General features: G+C 67.2%; 16 protein-coding genes and 1 tRNA gene. 2 read left to right on the top strand and 15 right to left on the bottom strand.

What is annotated here, in order from left to right:
- Positions 1–7 precede the first annotated feature (7 nt).
- The 12 genes from DU502_RS02670 to DU502_RS02615 all read right to left on the bottom strand — a co-directional run bounded on the left by DU502_RS02670 (position 8) and on the right by DU502_RS02615 (position 11656).
- On the bottom strand, positions 8–847 hold the full coding sequence (locus DU502_RS02670) for an aldo/keto reductase (RefSeq protein WP_121919910.1): 840 nt from the start codon (positions 845–847) through the stop codon (positions 8–10).
- Between the two features lie 39 nt (positions 848–886).
- Positions 887–2854, bottom strand: coding sequence for an aconitate hydratase (locus DU502_RS02665; RefSeq protein WP_121919911.1), 1968 nt, complete (start codon positions 2852–2854; stop codon positions 887–889).
- A gap of 73 nt (positions 2855–2927) precedes the next feature.
- Entirely contained in the window at positions 2928–4046 is a 1119-nt protein-coding gene (locus tag DU502_RS02660) for an ABC transporter permease (RefSeq protein ID WP_121919912.1), read from the bottom strand.
- Positions 4043–4756: an ABC transporter ATP-binding protein gene (locus DU502_RS02655; RefSeq protein ID WP_121919913.1), complete on the bottom strand. Its 714-nt coding sequence runs from the start codon at positions 4754–4756 to the stop codon at positions 4043–4045. Before DU502_RS02655 ends, DU502_RS02660 begins: the two co-directional genes overlap by 4 nt.
- Positions 4753–6282 (bottom strand): COG1361 family protein, encoded by a 1530-nt coding sequence (locus DU502_RS02650; protein WP_124896999.1) that lies wholly within the window; start codon positions 6280–6282, stop codon positions 4753–4755. The genes DU502_RS02655 and DU502_RS02650 overlap by 4 nt, the downstream gene beginning before the upstream one ends.
- A gap of 134 nt (positions 6283–6416) precedes the next feature.
- Positions 6417–7268, bottom strand: a complete 852-nt coding sequence (locus DU502_RS02645; RefSeq protein ID WP_121919915.1) for a DUF502 domain-containing protein — start codon at positions 7266–7268, stop codon at positions 6417–6419.
- Between the two features lie 55 nt (positions 7269–7323).
- Positions 7324–7857, bottom strand: a complete 534-nt coding sequence (locus DU502_RS02640) for an NUDIX hydrolase (protein ID WP_121919916.1) — start codon at positions 7855–7857, stop codon at positions 7324–7326.
- On the bottom strand, positions 7854–8231 hold the full coding sequence (locus DU502_RS02635) for a hypothetical protein (protein WP_121919917.1): 378 nt from the start codon (positions 8229–8231) through the stop codon (positions 7854–7856). Before DU502_RS02635 ends, DU502_RS02640 begins: the two co-directional genes overlap by 4 nt.
- Before the next feature lie 39 nt (positions 8232–8270).
- Positions 8271–8693, bottom strand: a complete 423-nt coding sequence (locus DU502_RS02630) for a DUF5809 family protein (RefSeq protein ID WP_121919918.1) — start codon at positions 8691–8693, stop codon at positions 8271–8273.
- 24 nt (positions 8694–8717) lie between these two features.
- Entirely contained in the window at positions 8718–9113 is a 396-nt protein-coding gene (locus DU502_RS02625; RefSeq protein WP_121919919.1) for a DUF5810 domain-containing protein, read from the bottom strand.
- Between the two features lie 26 nt (positions 9114–9139).
- Positions 9140–9634: a ribosomal protein S18-alanine N-acetyltransferase gene (gene rimI / locus DU502_RS02620; RefSeq protein ID WP_121919920.1), complete on the bottom strand. Its 495-nt coding sequence runs from the start codon at positions 9632–9634 to the stop codon at positions 9140–9142.
- 45 nt (positions 9635–9679) lie between these two features.
- Positions 9680–11656, bottom strand: a complete 1977-nt coding sequence (locus tag DU502_RS02615; protein WP_121919921.1) for an aconitate hydratase — start codon at positions 11654–11656, stop codon at positions 9680–9682.
- A gap of 162 nt (positions 11657–11818) precedes the next feature.
- Here DU502_RS02615 and DU502_RS02610 point away from each other — a divergent pair, with 162 nt between their 5' ends.
- Together DU502_RS02610 and DU502_RS02605 are read left to right on the top strand one after the other, a co-directional pair.
- Positions 11819–12283, top strand: coding sequence for a deoxyuridine 5'-triphosphate nucleotidohydrolase (locus tag DU502_RS02610; protein ID WP_121919922.1), 465 nt, complete (start codon positions 11819–11821; stop codon positions 12281–12283).
- A gap of 19 nt (positions 12284–12302) precedes the next feature.
- Positions 12303–12971 carry a hypothetical protein gene (locus DU502_RS02605; protein WP_121919923.1) on the top strand — a complete coding sequence of 223 codons (669 nt, stop codon included), beginning with the start codon at positions 12303–12305 and terminating at the stop codon, positions 12969–12971.
- 105 nt (positions 12972–13076) lie between these two features.
- Here DU502_RS02605 and DU502_RS02600 read toward each other — a convergent pair.
- The 3 genes from DU502_RS02600 to DU502_RS02590 all read right to left on the bottom strand — a co-directional run bounded on the left by DU502_RS02600 (position 13077) and on the right by DU502_RS02590 (position 14412).
- Positions 13077–13187 (bottom strand) — tRNA-Lys (locus DU502_RS02600).
- Between the two features lie 47 nt (positions 13188–13234).
- The gene (locus DU502_RS19010) at positions 13235–13666 is read right to left on the bottom strand and encodes a group I intron-associated PD-(D/E)XK endonuclease (RefSeq protein WP_121919924.1); all 432 of its coding nucleotides are present in this window, start codon (positions 13664–13666) and stop codon (positions 13235–13237) included.
- A gap of 74 nt (positions 13667–13740) precedes the next feature.
- Positions 13741–14412, bottom strand: coding sequence for a DUF7119 family protein (locus DU502_RS02590; protein WP_121919925.1), 672 nt, complete (start codon positions 14410–14412; stop codon positions 13741–13743).
- Positions 14413–14447 lie beyond the last annotated feature (35 nt).

Here is a 14447-nt window from a genome sequence, read left to right as displayed (position 1 = left end):
GGAGACCTCACTCCGCGACGCCGTACACGTCGTCGGTCCAGTCCCGCGTGAGCGTGTCGTACACCGGTCGGTTCCGGTCGCGCTCGTCGAGGCGCGCCAGCTCCGCCTCGTCTAGCTCCCAGTCGAACAGGTCGGCGTTCGCGCGGATGTGCTCCGGGTTCGACGACTTCGGGAGGACGGTGATCCCGCGCTCGATAGCCCACTTCAACACGACGGCCGCCGGCGACCGGCCGGAAGCGTCGGCCAGTTCCTGTACCACCTCGTCGTCCAGTACCTCCGTCCGGGCGAGCGGCGCCGCCGCCTCGACGACCACGTCCGTCTCCCGACAGTAGTCGACGAGGTCGGGGCGCTGGAACCACGGATGGAACTCGATCTGGTTGACCGCGATGGGGACGTTCGCGACGTGCTGGGCACAACTGAGCTGGTACGCGCTGAAGTTCGAGACGCCGACGTTGCGGACGAGGCCCCGGTCGTGCAGGGTCGCCATCGCGGACAGCGACTCCCGCACCGAGATGGCGGGATTCGGCCAGTGGATCAGGTAGAGATCGAGCGCGTCGACGCCGAGGCGGTCGAGTGACGCCTCGCAGGATTCGATCACCGACTCGTAATCGAGGTGTTTGGGGAGGACCTTCGAGGTGAGGAAGTAGTCGTCGCGGTCGTAGTCCGCGAGGGCGTCGCCGATGGCGGCCTCGTTGTGGTAGCCCTCGGCGGTGTCGACGTGGGTGTAGCCGGCGTCGAGCGCCGTCCGCACCGCGTCCGTGACGGTCTCGTCGTCGAGGTTCCACGTGCCGAAGCCGAGTTGGGGCAGTTCGTCGCCGCTGGGGAGCGTCCGGGTCGGAACGTTCATGCGCCCCCAACCGCCCGGTGAGTGTTGAAACTAGGGGCGTCAGGCCTCCTCGTCGACGGCGTCACCGAACTGCTGCCGAGTGTGCGGAAGTTTGCCACCCGCCGCGAGCAGTTCGCGTTCGCGCTCGTTCGCGTCGAGGTGGGCCTCGGCTTCCCAGTCGTCGTTGACGCGGATCGTGAACGTCTCCTGTCCCGACTCCACCGCGGTGACCGCGTCGTCGACGATTTCGATGTCGTCGCCCTGGTCGATCCGGTCGTAGGTTTCCTGGTCGATGGTCAGCGGCAGGAGGCCGAAGTTGATCAGGTTGGACTTGTGGATGCGGGCGAAGGATTGCGCGAAGACGGCGTGGATACCCAGATACATGGGACAGAGCGCGGCGTGTTCGCGGGAGGAGCCCTGTCCGTAGTTCTCGCCGGCGACGAGGAAGCCGCCGTCGGCGTCCGCGGCGCGGCTAGCGAACGTCTCGTCCACCCGCTTGAGCGTGAACTCCGAGAGTTTGGGGACGTTCGAGCGGTAGACCGACACCTCCTGTGTCGCCGGGATCACGTGGTCGGTGGTGATGTTGTCCGGCATCTTCAGGAGCGCCGGGCCGTCGAGGTCGCTGCCCAGCGGGTCCTTCAGCGGCACTTCGTCGATGTTCGGCCCCTTGACGAGGCCGTCGTCGACCGCCTCGTCGGGCATGATGATGTCCGACTCGCTGGCGCCGATGTAGCGCTCGGGGTACTCGAAGCCGGGCGCTTCGAGGCCGTCGAGTTCGTCCGCGAGGTCACGCGGATCGGTGATCTCGCCGGTGAGCGCCGTCGCCGCCGCCACCTCGGGCGAGCAGAGGTAGACCGCGTCGTCTTCCATTCCCGACCGTCCCTCGAAGTTGCGGTTGAAGGTGCGGACGCTCACGGAGTCGGAGGCGGGGACGTGGCCCGCGCCGATGCAGGCGCCACACGTCGCCTCGGAGATGTTGACGCCGGCGGCCATCAGTTCCGCGGTGAGACCGTTGCGCGCCAGCATCTCGGAGGCCTGTTTCGACCCCGGCGCGACGATCATCTCGGTCTGCTTCGCCACCTCGCGGTCGCGGAGCATCTTCGCCACCGGGAGGATATCCTCGTAGGCGCCGTTGGTACAGGAGCCGACGAGCACCTGATCGGTCTCCGTCCCCGCCACCTCGCGGACCGGCACGACGTTGTCGGGCATCGACGGACAGGAGATGAGCGGTTCGAGGTCGGAGAGGTCGACGACGATTTCCTCGTCGTAGTCGGCGTCCTCGTCGGGCACGAGTTCGACGTAGTCCGCCGGCCGGCCGAGTCGCTCGAAGAACTCCTTCGTCCGCTCGTCGGACGGGAAGATGGACGTGGTCGCGCCGAGTTCCGTCCCCATGTTCGTGATGACGGTCCGTTCGTGGGCGGAGAGCGTCTCGACGCCGGGACCGGTGTACTCGAACACCTTGCCGACGCCGAACTTGACCGAGTAGCGGCGGAGGAGTTCGAGGATCACGTCCTTCGCCGTCGACCACTCGGGGAGTTCACCTTCCAGTCGGACGTTGACGATTTCGGGCACGTCGAGATAGTAGGGCGCGCCGCCCATCGCCGTCGCCACGTCGAGGCCACCGGTGCCGATGCCGAGACAGCCGAGGCCGCCGGCGGTCGGGGTGTGGGAGTCGGCGCCGAGCAGCGTCTTGCCCGGCGCGGTGAAGTTCTCCTTGTGGACCTGATGGAGGATGCCAGTACCGGGACGGGCGAAGTAGGCGCCGTACGTCCCGGCGGCGGAGCGCAGGAAGCGGTGGTCGTCGGAGACCTTGTAGTCCGGCTGGTAGGTCTGGTGGTCGCAGTGCTGGCCGGCGACTTCGACCTGCACCTCGTCGAGGCCGAGTGCCTCGAACTGCAGCCACGCCATCGTCCCGGTGAGGTCGTGGGCGATGGTCTGATCGACCTCGATGCCGACCTCCTCGCCCGTCTCGATGTCGCCGTCTACGAGATGATCCTCCAGAATTTTCTCCGTGAGTGTGCGTCCCATAGGTAACCTACGGGTCTTTGCGGACTGGCTTATATAACCGTTTCCCACCCGGCCAGCGCGGCGATATTCGCCATCACCCCCGCAACACTTCGACGGGGTTGGCGGTCGACGCCTTCCACGCCGGATAGATACCGCTGAGCGTACTCGCGAGGACGGCGAAGCCGAAGCCGAGCGCGAGGAACTGGATGTTCCGCGGCGCGAAGACCAGCGTGGGATCACCCAGCAGTTGGGCGTTGACGGTGTAGCCGATGACGAGCGAGAGGGCGACGCCGACGAGGCCGCCGACGACACCGAGCAGTGCGGCCTCCGCGACGACCATCCGCATCACCTCGCGCCGGCGGATGCCGACGGCCCGAAAGACGCCGATTTCGGCCCGGCGCTCGACGACGCTCATCAGCATGACGTTCAGGATGCTGACGCCGGCGACGATCAGCGAGATGGAGCCCACCCCCAGCAGGGCGGCGTTGAGCGTAGCGAAGAAGCCGCTGATGCTCTCCTGGATATCGGCGGGCGTGAAGGTGTCGACCACCTCCTCGCGCTGGTTCACCTCCTCTGGAATGACCTCGGCCAGTCGCTGGGCGTCCTCGCCGTCTTCGGCGACGACCGTCACCTGATCGTAGCCGTCGCGGTCGATGGCGTCCAGCGGAAGGACGACGGAGACGCCGCCCGGCCCGAACCCGCCGGATGGTTCGAGGATGGCGACGACGCGGTACGACCGGCCGTCGACCGAGACGGTCTGGCCGAGAGAGACGCCGAGATCCGTCGCCATCTCCTCGCTGAGCAACACGCCGCTGCGCATGGGGGAGGGGATCGTGCCCTCCGCGGCGGTGTAGAGCGCCGCCGGGGTCGAGGTGGCCTCGACGGTGACACGCCGCGACTCGGAGCGCGAGGAGACGGTCATCGGCTCCGAGCGCTGGGGGACGACCGTCGCACCCGCCGCCGCCCGCTCGATGGCGTTCACGTTCGACTCCGTGATGACGCCGTCCGTGTTGTCCTCGCCCGGAAACACCGTCACCGTGTTCGAGAGGTCGCCGAGTTGCTGGGTGGCGCCGACCTGGATCGCCGTGCCGGTGATGCCGATGGCGGCGATGGCGACGACGCCGATGACGACGCCGAGCGTCGCCAGCCCGGTCCGGAGGCGGTTGCGCCAGAGGTTGAGCCACGCCATCCGAAGCGCCGGCGCGTCGATCATTGCACCACCCCGTCGATCAACTCGACCGTGCGGTCGGTGAACTCCGTCACGAGGTCGTCGTGGGTCACCGCGACGACGCCCACGTCGCGTTCGGTGCTGATGCGTTCGAACTCCTCCAGAATCTGCCGACCGGTGTCCTGATCGAGGTTGCCCGTCGGTTCGTCCGCGAGGACGAGTCGGGGCTCGTTGACCAGCGCTCGCGCGATGGCGACCCGCTGGCGCTGGCCGCCAGACAGCTGATCGGGGCGGTGGTCGAGACGGTCACCGAGCCCCATCCGCCGGAGGAGATCCTCCGCCCGCTCGCGGTGGTTGCCGCGGACGAACATCGTCGGCACGAGGACGTTCTCCGTCGCGGTCAGCATGGGCACGAGGTGGAAGGACTGAAAGACGAAGCCGATGGTCCGGCGGCGGGCCATCGTGCGCCGCTCGTCGTCGTAGTCGGTCACGTCGTCGCCGTCGAGATAGACGGTTCCGGAGGTGGGCACGTCGAGGAGGCCGAGGACGTTGAGGAGCGTGCTCTTCCCGGAGCCGCTGGGGCCCATGACGGCCACCATCTCGCCCGGTTCGACGGCGAAGTCCACGTCGTCGAGCGCGTTGATAACTTCGTCACCACTCCGGTACTGTTTGGTGACGCTGTCGAGTTCGGCGACCGGGTTCGAGTTCGGGGGGACGGACGGATCGGCGGACGGAGCGGCGTCGCGCTCGGTCATCGCTCGGGGCGGCGGCGACGTTGCCACCAGTAGACCACGCCCCCGCCAACGGCGACGACGAGGGCGAGTCGGAGGACGATACCGACCACGTCGATGCGGCCGAAGCCGAGGAACCCGCCGCCACCGGGCGGGCCGCCCGCGCCACCGGGACCAGTCGGCCCGGCGGGCGGCGCCGAGCCACCGGTGATCGATACGTCGACCACGCGCCGGTGCTGTTCGCCGTCGGCGATGTAGGTGATCCGGACGGGCACCGCATCGGTCCGGTTGCCCGCCAGTCGCGCCGTCAGTTCGAACGACGTGAACTCGCCGGCGGGGACGTTGCCGACGAAGTAGTTCTTCGCGGGGGCGACCGGCGTCACGCGATCCGTGCCGACGACAGCCACGACGGCGCCTGTCACGTCGGTCTCGCCGGTGTTCGACGCGCTGCCGACGAGCCGGATCGACGATCCGCTCGGGACGACTTCGATGCCCGTCAGCGTGATGTTTCCGTGGGTCGTCGGCGCGAAGTCGACCGTGGCCGTCCGCTCGTAGCGTTCCCCGTCAGCCTCGTAGGTGGCGTAGAGGCGCACCGGGCCGGCGGGGAGCCTCGACTCGCTGATCGACACCGTCCGCGTCGTCTCGGTCGGCATGTCGGACACGAGTTTCCGCGCGACCGTCTCGCCGTCCGCTTCGGCGCGGATGCGGACGCGTTCGAGCGGCACGTTCCCGAAGTTGGTCACCGAGGCGTCGATGCGGGCCGTGTCGTTCTCGCGGACCACCTCGGCGTCGAGTTCGGCGTCCACGTCGGCCCGTTCGACCGCAAACGTACGCGAGGTCGAGACAGTCTGGCCATCACCGTCGCTGTCGCGGTAGTCGAGCGTCGCCGTGAGCGCCTGCCGGCCGGCCGTGTCGAAGGTCACGTCGTACGTGAGGACGCGTTCGCTCCCGCCGCCGAGCGCCGCGTTCACGCGCCGGGCGTCTTCGACCGTGGCGTTGGGGCCCGCAAGCTGCAGTTCGAGGTTGGAGATGTTGGTGTCAGCGCCGTTGGCGACCGTGACGTTCACCTGTGTCTCCGTCGCCGGTTCGCTCGGCGCGGAGAGCGACAACTGCACGTCCTGTCCGCGCTCCTCGACCGACACCGCGACCGGATACTTCACGTTGAACACGCCACCGCCCTCGCTCTGGCCGTACACCCAGACGGTTAGCCGCTTCTGGCCCGGCGACTCGAACGTCGTCGTGAGCGGGAGTTCCATCGTCCCACCCGGGCCGAGCGTACCCGGATCGTCGACGGTCTCGACGATACGGTTGCCCCGCCGGAGCGTGACCTGAGTGATCTCCGCGGCCACGGGACTGCTCTCGAAGTTCCGGAGCGACGCGGTGATCGTCACGTCCTCACCGACTCGCGGCGTCGTCGGGTCGATGGTCGTCGACTGGACGACGACCTGACTGCTCGCGGCGGTCGTCACGCCGCTGCCGCTGACGGCCACCGCGCCGACGGTGAGGGCAATCACCAGTATGAGGGCGGCGAATCGGGGACCGTCAGGCATGACACCACCGGACGGCGGGTCGCGGTCGGGAGCTGGAGAGGACTGAACGGACTCGCTGGAGGGAGGGGATGCGATCGGGGACCATCTACCACACCGTGTGTGCCGGGCAAACTTATACTGTCGGCCGTCGATCGTCAGCGGTCGTCCCCGGTCTCGTCGCCGTCGTCAGAGCGGCCGGACGCCCGCCAGTCGAGGTCGGTGACGCGCTTGAGGTCGTCCATCGTGAGTTGGGACGGTTCCTGGACGTCCTCGCCGGTGGCGACGCCGCTGGTGAGAATGCTCCGAACGCCCTCCTCGACGGTCATGTCGATGTCGTAGACCTGACTCTCGGGGACGTAGGTGAGGAGGCCGCCCGTCACGGGGTTGGGGGCCAGCGGGAGGAACATCGATACCATGTCCTCGTGACCCGTCGACTCCTCGATGGTCGGCGGGGAGTCGCTGGTCACGAACCCGAGGACGTACATATCCTCCTCGAAACACTGGACGAGTTTGATCTCCTGAAAGTTCTCGCCGCCCTCGTCGAGCATCACGTCGCCCATCCGGCGAAAGCTCTTGTAGACCGTGCCGACGCCGGGAATCGACGTGATGAGGAGGTCGACGTAGTCGATGATCCGCTCGCCGTATCGGTTGCGACCCACCGTCCCCACCGTCGCGACGACCAGAAAGAGGACGATCAGCGCGACGAGTTCGGTGAAGAAGTCGACGACGTAGGGGTAGACGCCGAGTTCGATCAGGAAGCTGACGAACTGAACGCGTTCGAACTCCTCGATGACCCCGACCCACCGCAACACGGCGATGAACGGATCGAGCGCACCGGAGATGAAATCGAGGGCGACGGTGAGGACGTACAGCGTCACGATGAGCGGAATCGTGATTGCGATACCCGTCAGGAGCGTCTGCTGAGTGTGATCGTAGAGCGAACCACCAGTCTCACGGGCGGTCGACGCCAACCGTCGCGAGCGGTCGCCGGGGTCCGGGCCGGACATGTCCCACCGTGCGATCCGAGGACACAAAAGTTGTCAGTGGTTCGTAATGCCTGCACTACAGCAGGCCCTCCTCGCGCGCCAGCAGGACGCCCTCGATGGTGGCGTCGTTGGTCGGGGGCCGGCGCGCCACGTCGACCGCCTCCTCGACGGGGACGGTCCGCGGCGTGAGGAACTCGTTCGAGTCGAGGTCGGGGTCGGCCGGCGTCAGCCCCTCGGCGTAGACGATGCCGCGGCGATGGCGAAGGACGCCGGTACAGGTCCAGAACTCGTCCAGCAGGGCGGTCGAGTCGGGGGCAAAGCCCGTCTCCTCCTGGAGTTCGCGCGCCGCCGCCGTCGTGAACGACTCGCCGTCCTCGACGATGCCGGCTGGCAGTTCGAGCTGGGTCTCCCGGATGGTCGGCCGGAACTGCTCGACGAGGAGGAGTTGGTCGTCGACGACCGCCACCACTACCACCGCCGGCGGGAGCTCCGCCCAGTAGTAGCGCTTGGTCGAGCCGTCGGGCTGTTCGACGAGGTCGTAGCCGCCGGTGTACCAGCCGGTTTCGTACTCGGTCACCGACTCGATTACGGGCCAGTCGTGGTCTGTCATGCTTGTGTCACCGCCACCAGATACCGCTCGCCGCCGTCCGTCACGAGGACGCCCCCGTCGCGCCGGGCGTCGGGGTTCCGGGCCACCAGCCCCTCGCGCTCGTCGAACGGCGAGTGGGTGAACGACTCCTTGAGGCCGATCGGGCCGCGGCGGTAGGGGTCGGAGCGCCCCGACTCGATGGCGCCGGTGAGATAGGGGTAGCGTCGCTCGGAGAGGTCCGTGACGTTCACTGCCGGTCCCGAATCGTCCGTCGGCGTCGCCGTCAGGTAGTACGGCTCGCCAGCGCCCAGATAGGTGGGGAGGGCGCCGAGCGCGAGGAGGGCCAGACAGACGAGGGCGAACCCGATGAGCGCACGGCGGGTGATCGGTCGCACGGCGGCGGTTGGGGCGGTGCGGGGAAACGCCTTTCGCCGCTACAGTCGCTCCCGGTACAGCCGTCCGAACGCCTGCCGGCGGAGGGTGGCGACGGCCGCGTCGCGCTCGTCCTGAAACGTCGCGGCGACGGCTTCCCCGAAGGGGGCGGCGTGCCAGACGACGTTGTCCACGTCCTCGCTGCCGAAGGTCGTCACGTCGGCGTCCGTCTCGGCGCGCCACGACTCGAACGCTTCGCGGTCGCCGACGTGGACGACGAGGAGGGAGGCAAAGAGGGCGTCACGGGCCGTCTCTACCACCTCGCTCGTCACGCGGTCGCGGTACTCCTCGCGGTCGAACTCCATGGCCGAGGCCGTCTCGCGGACGACGGTCTGCGCTGCCGGACCGACCGACTCGTAGGCGTCGCGGGCGGCGGCGAGCGACTCCGGGTCGAACACGCCCTCGGTCGTTACGTCCTCGTTCATACGCTCCCTCCCGTCGGCGACGGTTTACGCCTTATTATCCTCGTCGTCCTCACTGTCGTCCGTGTCCGCCAGCATCGCACGCGTCATCTCGCGGGCCTCCGCGAGGACGCACTGGGCGTCGCCGTCGAGGTCGCCCGCGTCGAACGCGGCGGTGGCTGGCGGTTGCTCGTGCGAGTGGTCGTGTGCGTGCTCCTGCCCGTCCACCGTATCCTCGAACACCTCCTCGTACGCCACCTCGTCAGCGTACTCGACGACGACCGGCGCCAGTTCGTCGGCGCCAGCCTCCTCCCAGTCCGGTGCGTGGTCGTCCAGCCAGTCCTCGTGGGCGTCGCCGTGGAGCATGGCGGTGAACGCGAGGTGGTTGGCGAGATGTTCGGCGTCGCGCTGGGGCGTCTCGCACACCGGACAGGCGTATCCCATAGTCGATACAGAGGGCGTGAGCGGTATTAGGGTTCGGCCTCGTCGTCCTGCCACTCGGCCACGTCGAGCACCATCACGAGGGCGTCCTCGCCGTCGCGGTAGTAGCGGGGGACGCGCCGGGCGGTTTCGAAGCCGGTGTCGCAGTACAGCGTCCGCGCGGCCTCGTTGCTCTCGCGCACCTCCAGTTTCACCACCTCGGCGCCGTCGACGGCGAGAGAGACGAGCGACTGGCGGAGCAGCGACCGACCGATGCCGCGCCGCCGCGCCGCCGTGGCGACGGCGAGGTCTTTCACGTGCCCGATGTCACGACCGAAGTTGGGCGTCACGTCGCCGACGACGTAGCCCACCACGGCGCCGTCGCGGGTGGCGACCAGAAATCCGGGTTCGCCAACGAAGCGCTCGAAAGCGGTGTAGGGCCACGGCTGGTCGAAGGCGTCGCGTTCGATCCGAACCACCGACCCCAGGTCCGACTCCTCGGCGCCGCGGATGGTCACGTCGGCGGGGGTCGTGGGAACGGCCACGGGCCGACTACGAGCGACGGGAGCAAAAGGGCTCGGGCGGCGCAGTTAGTCGTCCGCGGGCGTCGCGCCGCCGGAGTCCTCTTCGTACTGCTGTTTCGTGAGCGTGAGTTTGCCGCCGGCCGCGAGAATCTCGCGTTCGCGCTCGGAGGCGTCGAAGGCGGCCGTCGCCTCCCAGTCGTCGTTGACGCGGATAGTGAACTCCTCCGCACCGGACCGGACGGCTTCGGCCACGTCGTCGACGACTTCGATGTGGTCGCCCTGTTCGATCCGGTCGTACGTCTCCGCGTCGATGGTCAGCGGCAGGAGGCCGAAGTTGTACAGGTTCGCCTTGTGGATGCGGGCGAACGACTGCGCGAGGACGGCCTCGACGCCGAGATACATCGGACACATCGCGGCGTGTTCGCGGGAGGAGCCCTGCCCGTAGTTCTCGCCGGCGACGAGGATGCCGTGGTCGGACGCCTTGGCCCGCTCCGCGAACGTCTCGTCGACGCGGGAGAGCGTGAACTCGGAGAGCTTGTCGATGTTCGAGCGGTACTTGAGAATGTCCGAGGTGGCGGGGATGATGTGGTCGGTGGTGATGTTGTCCTCCATCTTGAGGAGGGTCTCACCGCCGATGTCGGCGCCGAGCGGGTCCTTCAGCGGCACGTCGCCGATGTTCGGGCCCTTGATGAGTTCGTCGTCGACGGCCTCGTCGGGTTCGATGATGTCGGCCTTCGAGCCGTCGTACTTGTCGGGTAGTTCGACGCCCGGCGATTCCATGTCACCGAGTTCCTCGGCCAGATCCCGCGGGTCGACGATTTCGCCCTTGAGCGCGGCGGCGGCGGCCACCTGCGGCGAGCAGAGATAGACCGAGTCGTTCTCGATGCCGGAGCGACCCTCGAAGTTGCGGTTGAACGTCCGCACGGAGACGGAGTCGGAGGCGGGGACGTGCCCGATGCCGATGCACGGCCCACACGTCGACTCGGAGACGTTGACGCCGGCGGCCATGAGTTCGGCCGTCCAGCCCTCTCGCGCGAGGAGTTCGCCGGCCTGCTTCGAGCCCGGCGCGACGATCATTTCGAGGTCCTTCTGAATCTCGCGGCCCTCGACCATCTTCGCGGCGGGGAGGATGTCCGCGTACCCGCCGTTGGTACAGGAGCCGACGATGACCTGTTCGACGTCTTCGCCAGCCACCTCGCGCACGGGCACGACGTTGTCCGGCATCGACGGCGTGGAGATGAGCGGTTCGAGGTCGGAGAGGTCGACGACGATTTCGTCGGCGTACTCCGCGTCATCGTCCGCCGAGAGTTCGACGTACTCGTCGCCGCGGCCCTGTCGTTCGAGGTAGTCCTTCGTCCGATCGTCGGTCGGGAAGATGGACGTGGTCGCGCCGAGTTCCGTCCCCATGTTCGTGATCGTGGTCCGTTCGGGCACCGAGAGGCTCTCGACGCCGGGGCCGGTGTACTCGAACACCTTGCCGACGCCGCCTTTGACCGACAGGCGCCGGAGCATCTCGAGGATGAGGTCCTTCGCGGACGCCCACTCGGGGAGTTCACCCTCGAGTCGGACGTTCACGACTTCGGGCATCTCGACGAAGTAGGGGCCGCCGCCCATGGCGACCGCCACGTCGAGGCCACCCGCGCCGATGGCGAGTTCGCCGAGGCCACCGGGCGTCGGCGTGTGGGAGTCGGAGCCGAGCATCGTCTTCCCGGGGGCGGCGAAGTTCTCCTTGTGGACGTTGTGGCAGATGCCGTTGCCCGGGCGGGAGAAGTACGCGCCGTAGGTGCCGGCGGCCGACCGGAGGAAGCGGTGGTCGTCGGTGTTCTTGAAGTCGAACTGGTAGGTCTGGTGGTCACAGTACTGAGCGGCGAGTTCGGTCTGCACTTCGTCGAGTTCGAGCGCCTCGAACTGCAGCCAGACCATCGTCCCGGTCGTGTCCTGTGTGAGCACCTGATCGATCTCGATCCCGATCTCCTCGCCGGGTTCGAGGTCACCCTCGACGAGGTGGTCGTCGAGGATTTTCTCCGTGAGCGTCTGTCCCATAACGTCCGGCCATCGACCGCCGACGGATATAAATCCCGCGTTGATCCGCTCTAAACCACCCGACCGAGGCCTCTACCGCAAGAGTTAGACCGATTGCGAGCGTTTTTCGTGGGTCACCGGCTGGACCGCCACGGTTTTGTCCGCCCTCGATGAGGCACCGATATGTTCCGTGCCGGGTCCTTCGTCGCCGACCATATCAACCCCGTCGCCCCCGAACAGGTCCAGCCCAACGGCGTCGACCTGACCGTCGACGCGGTCCTCGAACCGACCGAGCGCGGACGGATCGGCCGCGACGGGAAACACGTCGCCGAGCGCGAACCGATCGAGCCCGAAGACGGGGCGTACGTCCTCCCTGCGGGCGGCTACATCGCCCGCTACGGCGAGCAGATCCGAATCCCGGAGGGGCATATTGGCTTCGTCTACCCCCGCTCGTCACTCATGCGCAACGGCTGTATGCTCCACACTGCCGTCTGGGACGCCGGCTACGAGGGCCGTGGCGAGGGACTCCTCGCCGTCCACCGGGACGTGGAGATCGAACCCGGCGCCCGCATCGCCCAGCTCGTGTTCGCCGAGGCGAACCACGACGGTACGTACGACGGAAGCTATCAGGGCGAACGGCTGGATTAATCCCCGATTAGCCGTCCACATGGTCCGGTTACTGACGGAGGACGACGACAATGCGTTCGGCGTGTCTTCCCGAAACCGACGACGGCTGCCGCAGGCGACGCTCCGACGGCTGGTGAGCCACCCCCCATCGCGGCTTCGGGACCGCGCGCTCGCCGCCGACAGCGAGGTGTTACAAGCACCTCGGGAAACCAGCGAGGTGTCGCAGGCGGCCCAAGCAACCGAGTCAGTGCCGAGTACCCCCCCAGAACCGACCACCTTCGACGTGGCGTGCTGGACGCCGGTCGCGTCGGCGGCCGAACCGACAGCCGATCCACGCGAGCCACGGGCGACGCTCCTCGCCGAACCCGCGCTGCCGGGCACGACGAGCGACCCCGTCTCCCACACGCTCGTCCTCGAAGTGGACGAGCCGACGGCGTGCGTCGAACTCGACTACCGCCCGCTCGACGCGACGGTGGTGCCCGAACGCGGCGTGCGGGTCCGGACCGACGACGACCGGCCGGTGACCGTCGACACGGCACGGATCGGCGCCGACGGCATCTTCGTCGTGACTTTCGCCCAGCCACCGACCGACGGCGCCCTGTTTCTGGAGTACAGCGTGACGCAGAATCCCGACGGCGGCCAGCACACGGTGGGCGTCGTCGTCGACGGCGAGCGGCAGACTGAGGCGCGGCTGGTGGTGGTTGGATAACGGGCCGGGAGGGAGTTGAACCCGATTGCGAGACTCGCTACCGCTCGTCTCGCGTGGTTCAACACCCTCGGGCGTTTTCACTGCTCACTGACGTTCGCAGGAAAACGGGCCGGGAGGGAGTTGAACCCCCGACCGTCTGGTCACTTCCGCAACCTCCCGTTCAACCGGGCGGCCACGTTAAAAGCCAGACGCTCTGCCTGACTGAGCTACCGGCCCCTAATTGAAGGATGTCAGCGGGGGTGTAAACACTTACGATGCTGGATTCATCGGCGTGACGATATCCAAGAGTCGATCCCGAAATCATCCGCCCAGTTGATATTTGGCGATGCTTTTTCGGGATCTGTGATACGGAGACTCATGCTCGTACTAGGTGCATCCGAAATCGGAACTACATACGTGTCACCGGAATCTGGAGAGTAGACCGCGAAGGCGTCAATTTGGCCTTCGTAACTCTCTTTCTCTATCTGTCGAGTGAGCGTACCGGTACTCCTCGTCTCAAACTGAATACGACCGTTTTCGAGGCGACCTGTCTTGACCTGTATTTTATAAAATGTGTCAGATATTTCGACAACGATATCGTATCGCTCATTGTCTCCAAACGGCTGAAGAACGGGAATCTCGTGCCGTACAAATGCATGAAGTACAGCCGCTTCGCTCTGTTGTCCCCGCGTTTTTGGATGGGTAGCTCCGCTCATAATTATCAATATTAGTCTTGCAACCGATGAAAATCTAGCGTGACTACAAACTTATTGGTGCAGTTCAGTTTCGCTCACAACTCCAGAAACTCGTCCAGCGCGGCCGCCAACAGGTCGTCGGGGTCGCGGTTCTCGACCGACGCTCGCCGCCGGAGTTCGATGTACTGGTCGGGCGGGAGGGTCACGTCCATGTGTCCGAGCGTGAGGTCGCGGTCGTCGAGGGCGGCCTCGACGGACGCACCGTTGCCAACCTCGCTGGCGAGGCGACGAATCTCGCGCACAGTGAGGTCGTGTTCGAGCGTCGCCCACGCCAGCGCGTAGCGGTCGTCGCCGGAGACGCGCGCGATGTGCTTCGCGGCGGTGGGGGCGATAGTCCCGCGGGCGACGTGTCGGCGGATGGCCTGCGGCAGGTCGTGCACCCGCGCCCACTTCCGAATGAAGGCGACTGATACGTCGCCGCCGGCGCGTTCCGCGGCCGCCTTGTAGGAGCCGACGCCCCGAACCAGCGCCGCACACGCCGCCGCCCCGCGGAGCATGTAGACGTGATCCTCGGAGCCGACGGTGTTCTCCGCGAAGGAGCGCACGGTGTCGGCGGCGAGCTGGACGCTCTCGGGGTCGTCGGGGTCGAAACCGACGGCCTCGGTCGCCCGCTCGCCCGTCACCGCGGGGTCGGCGCGAACGACGGGTTCACCGACCGGAGATTCCCGGTCCACGGGACGATCCGACGCGTCGGGGTCGTCGCTCATCGTACCGTCCGTTGGAGAAGGGGCGTCAAAAGTCT

Source organism: Haloplanus aerogenes (assembly GCF_003856835.1).
Classification (GTDB): Archaea; Halobacteriota; Halobacteria; order Halobacteriales; family Haloferacaceae; genus Haloplanus; species Haloplanus aerogenes.
The sequence above is the reverse complement of the archived record's forward strand: the minus strand, read 5'-3'. Positions and strand labels throughout refer to the sequence as shown.

Coding starts and splice junctions, on each gene's coding strand:
- DU502_RS02670 (WP_121919910.1), bottom strand. CDS start 847: ATGAACGTTCCGACCCGGACGCTCCCCAGCGGCGACGAACTGCCCCAA.
- DU502_RS02665 (WP_121919911.1), bottom strand. CDS start 2,854: ATGGGACGCACACTCACGGAGAAAATTCTGGAGGATCATCTCGTAGAC.
- DU502_RS02660 (WP_121919912.1), bottom strand. CDS start 4,046: ATGATCGACGCGCCGGCGCTTCGGATGGCGTGGCTCAACCTCTGGCGC.
- DU502_RS02655 (WP_121919913.1), bottom strand. CDS start 4,756: ATGACCGAGCGCGACGCCGCTCCGTCCGCCGATCCGTCCGTCCCCCCG.
- DU502_RS02650 (WP_124896999.1), bottom strand. CDS start 6,282: ATGCCTGACGGTCCCCGATTCGCCGCCCTCATACTGGTGATTGCCCTC.
- DU502_RS02645 (WP_121919915.1), bottom strand. CDS start 7,268: ATGTCCGGCCCGGACCCCGGCGACCGCTCGCGACGGTTGGCGTCGACC.
- DU502_RS02640 (WP_121919916.1), bottom strand. CDS start 7,857: ATGACAGACCACGACTGGCCCGTAATCGAGTCGGTGACCGAGTACGAA.
- DU502_RS02630 (WP_121919918.1), bottom strand. CDS start 8,693: ATGAACGAGGACGTAACGACCGAGGGCGTGTTCGACCCGGAGTCGCTC.
- DU502_RS02625 (WP_121919919.1), bottom strand. CDS start 9,113: ATGGGATACGCCTGTCCGGTGTGCGAGACGCCCCAGCGCGACGCCGAA.
- DU502_RS02615 (WP_121919921.1), bottom strand. CDS start 11,656: ATGGGACAGACGCTCACGGAGAAAATCCTCGACGACCACCTCGTCGAG.
- DU502_RS02610 (WP_121919922.1), top strand. CDS start 11,819: ATGTTCCGTGCCGGGTCCTTCGTCGCCGACCATATCAACCCCGTCGCC.
- DU502_RS02605 (WP_121919923.1), top strand. CDS start 12,303: ATGGTCCGGTTACTGACGGAGGACGACGACAATGCGTTCGGCGTGTCT.
- DU502_RS19010 (WP_121919924.1), bottom strand. CDS start 13,666: ATGAGCGGAGCTACCCATCCAAAAACGCGGGGACAACAGAGCGAAGCG.
- DU502_RS02590 (WP_121919925.1), bottom strand. CDS start 14,412: ATGAGCGACGACCCCGACGCGTCGGATCGTCCCGTGGACCGGGAATCT.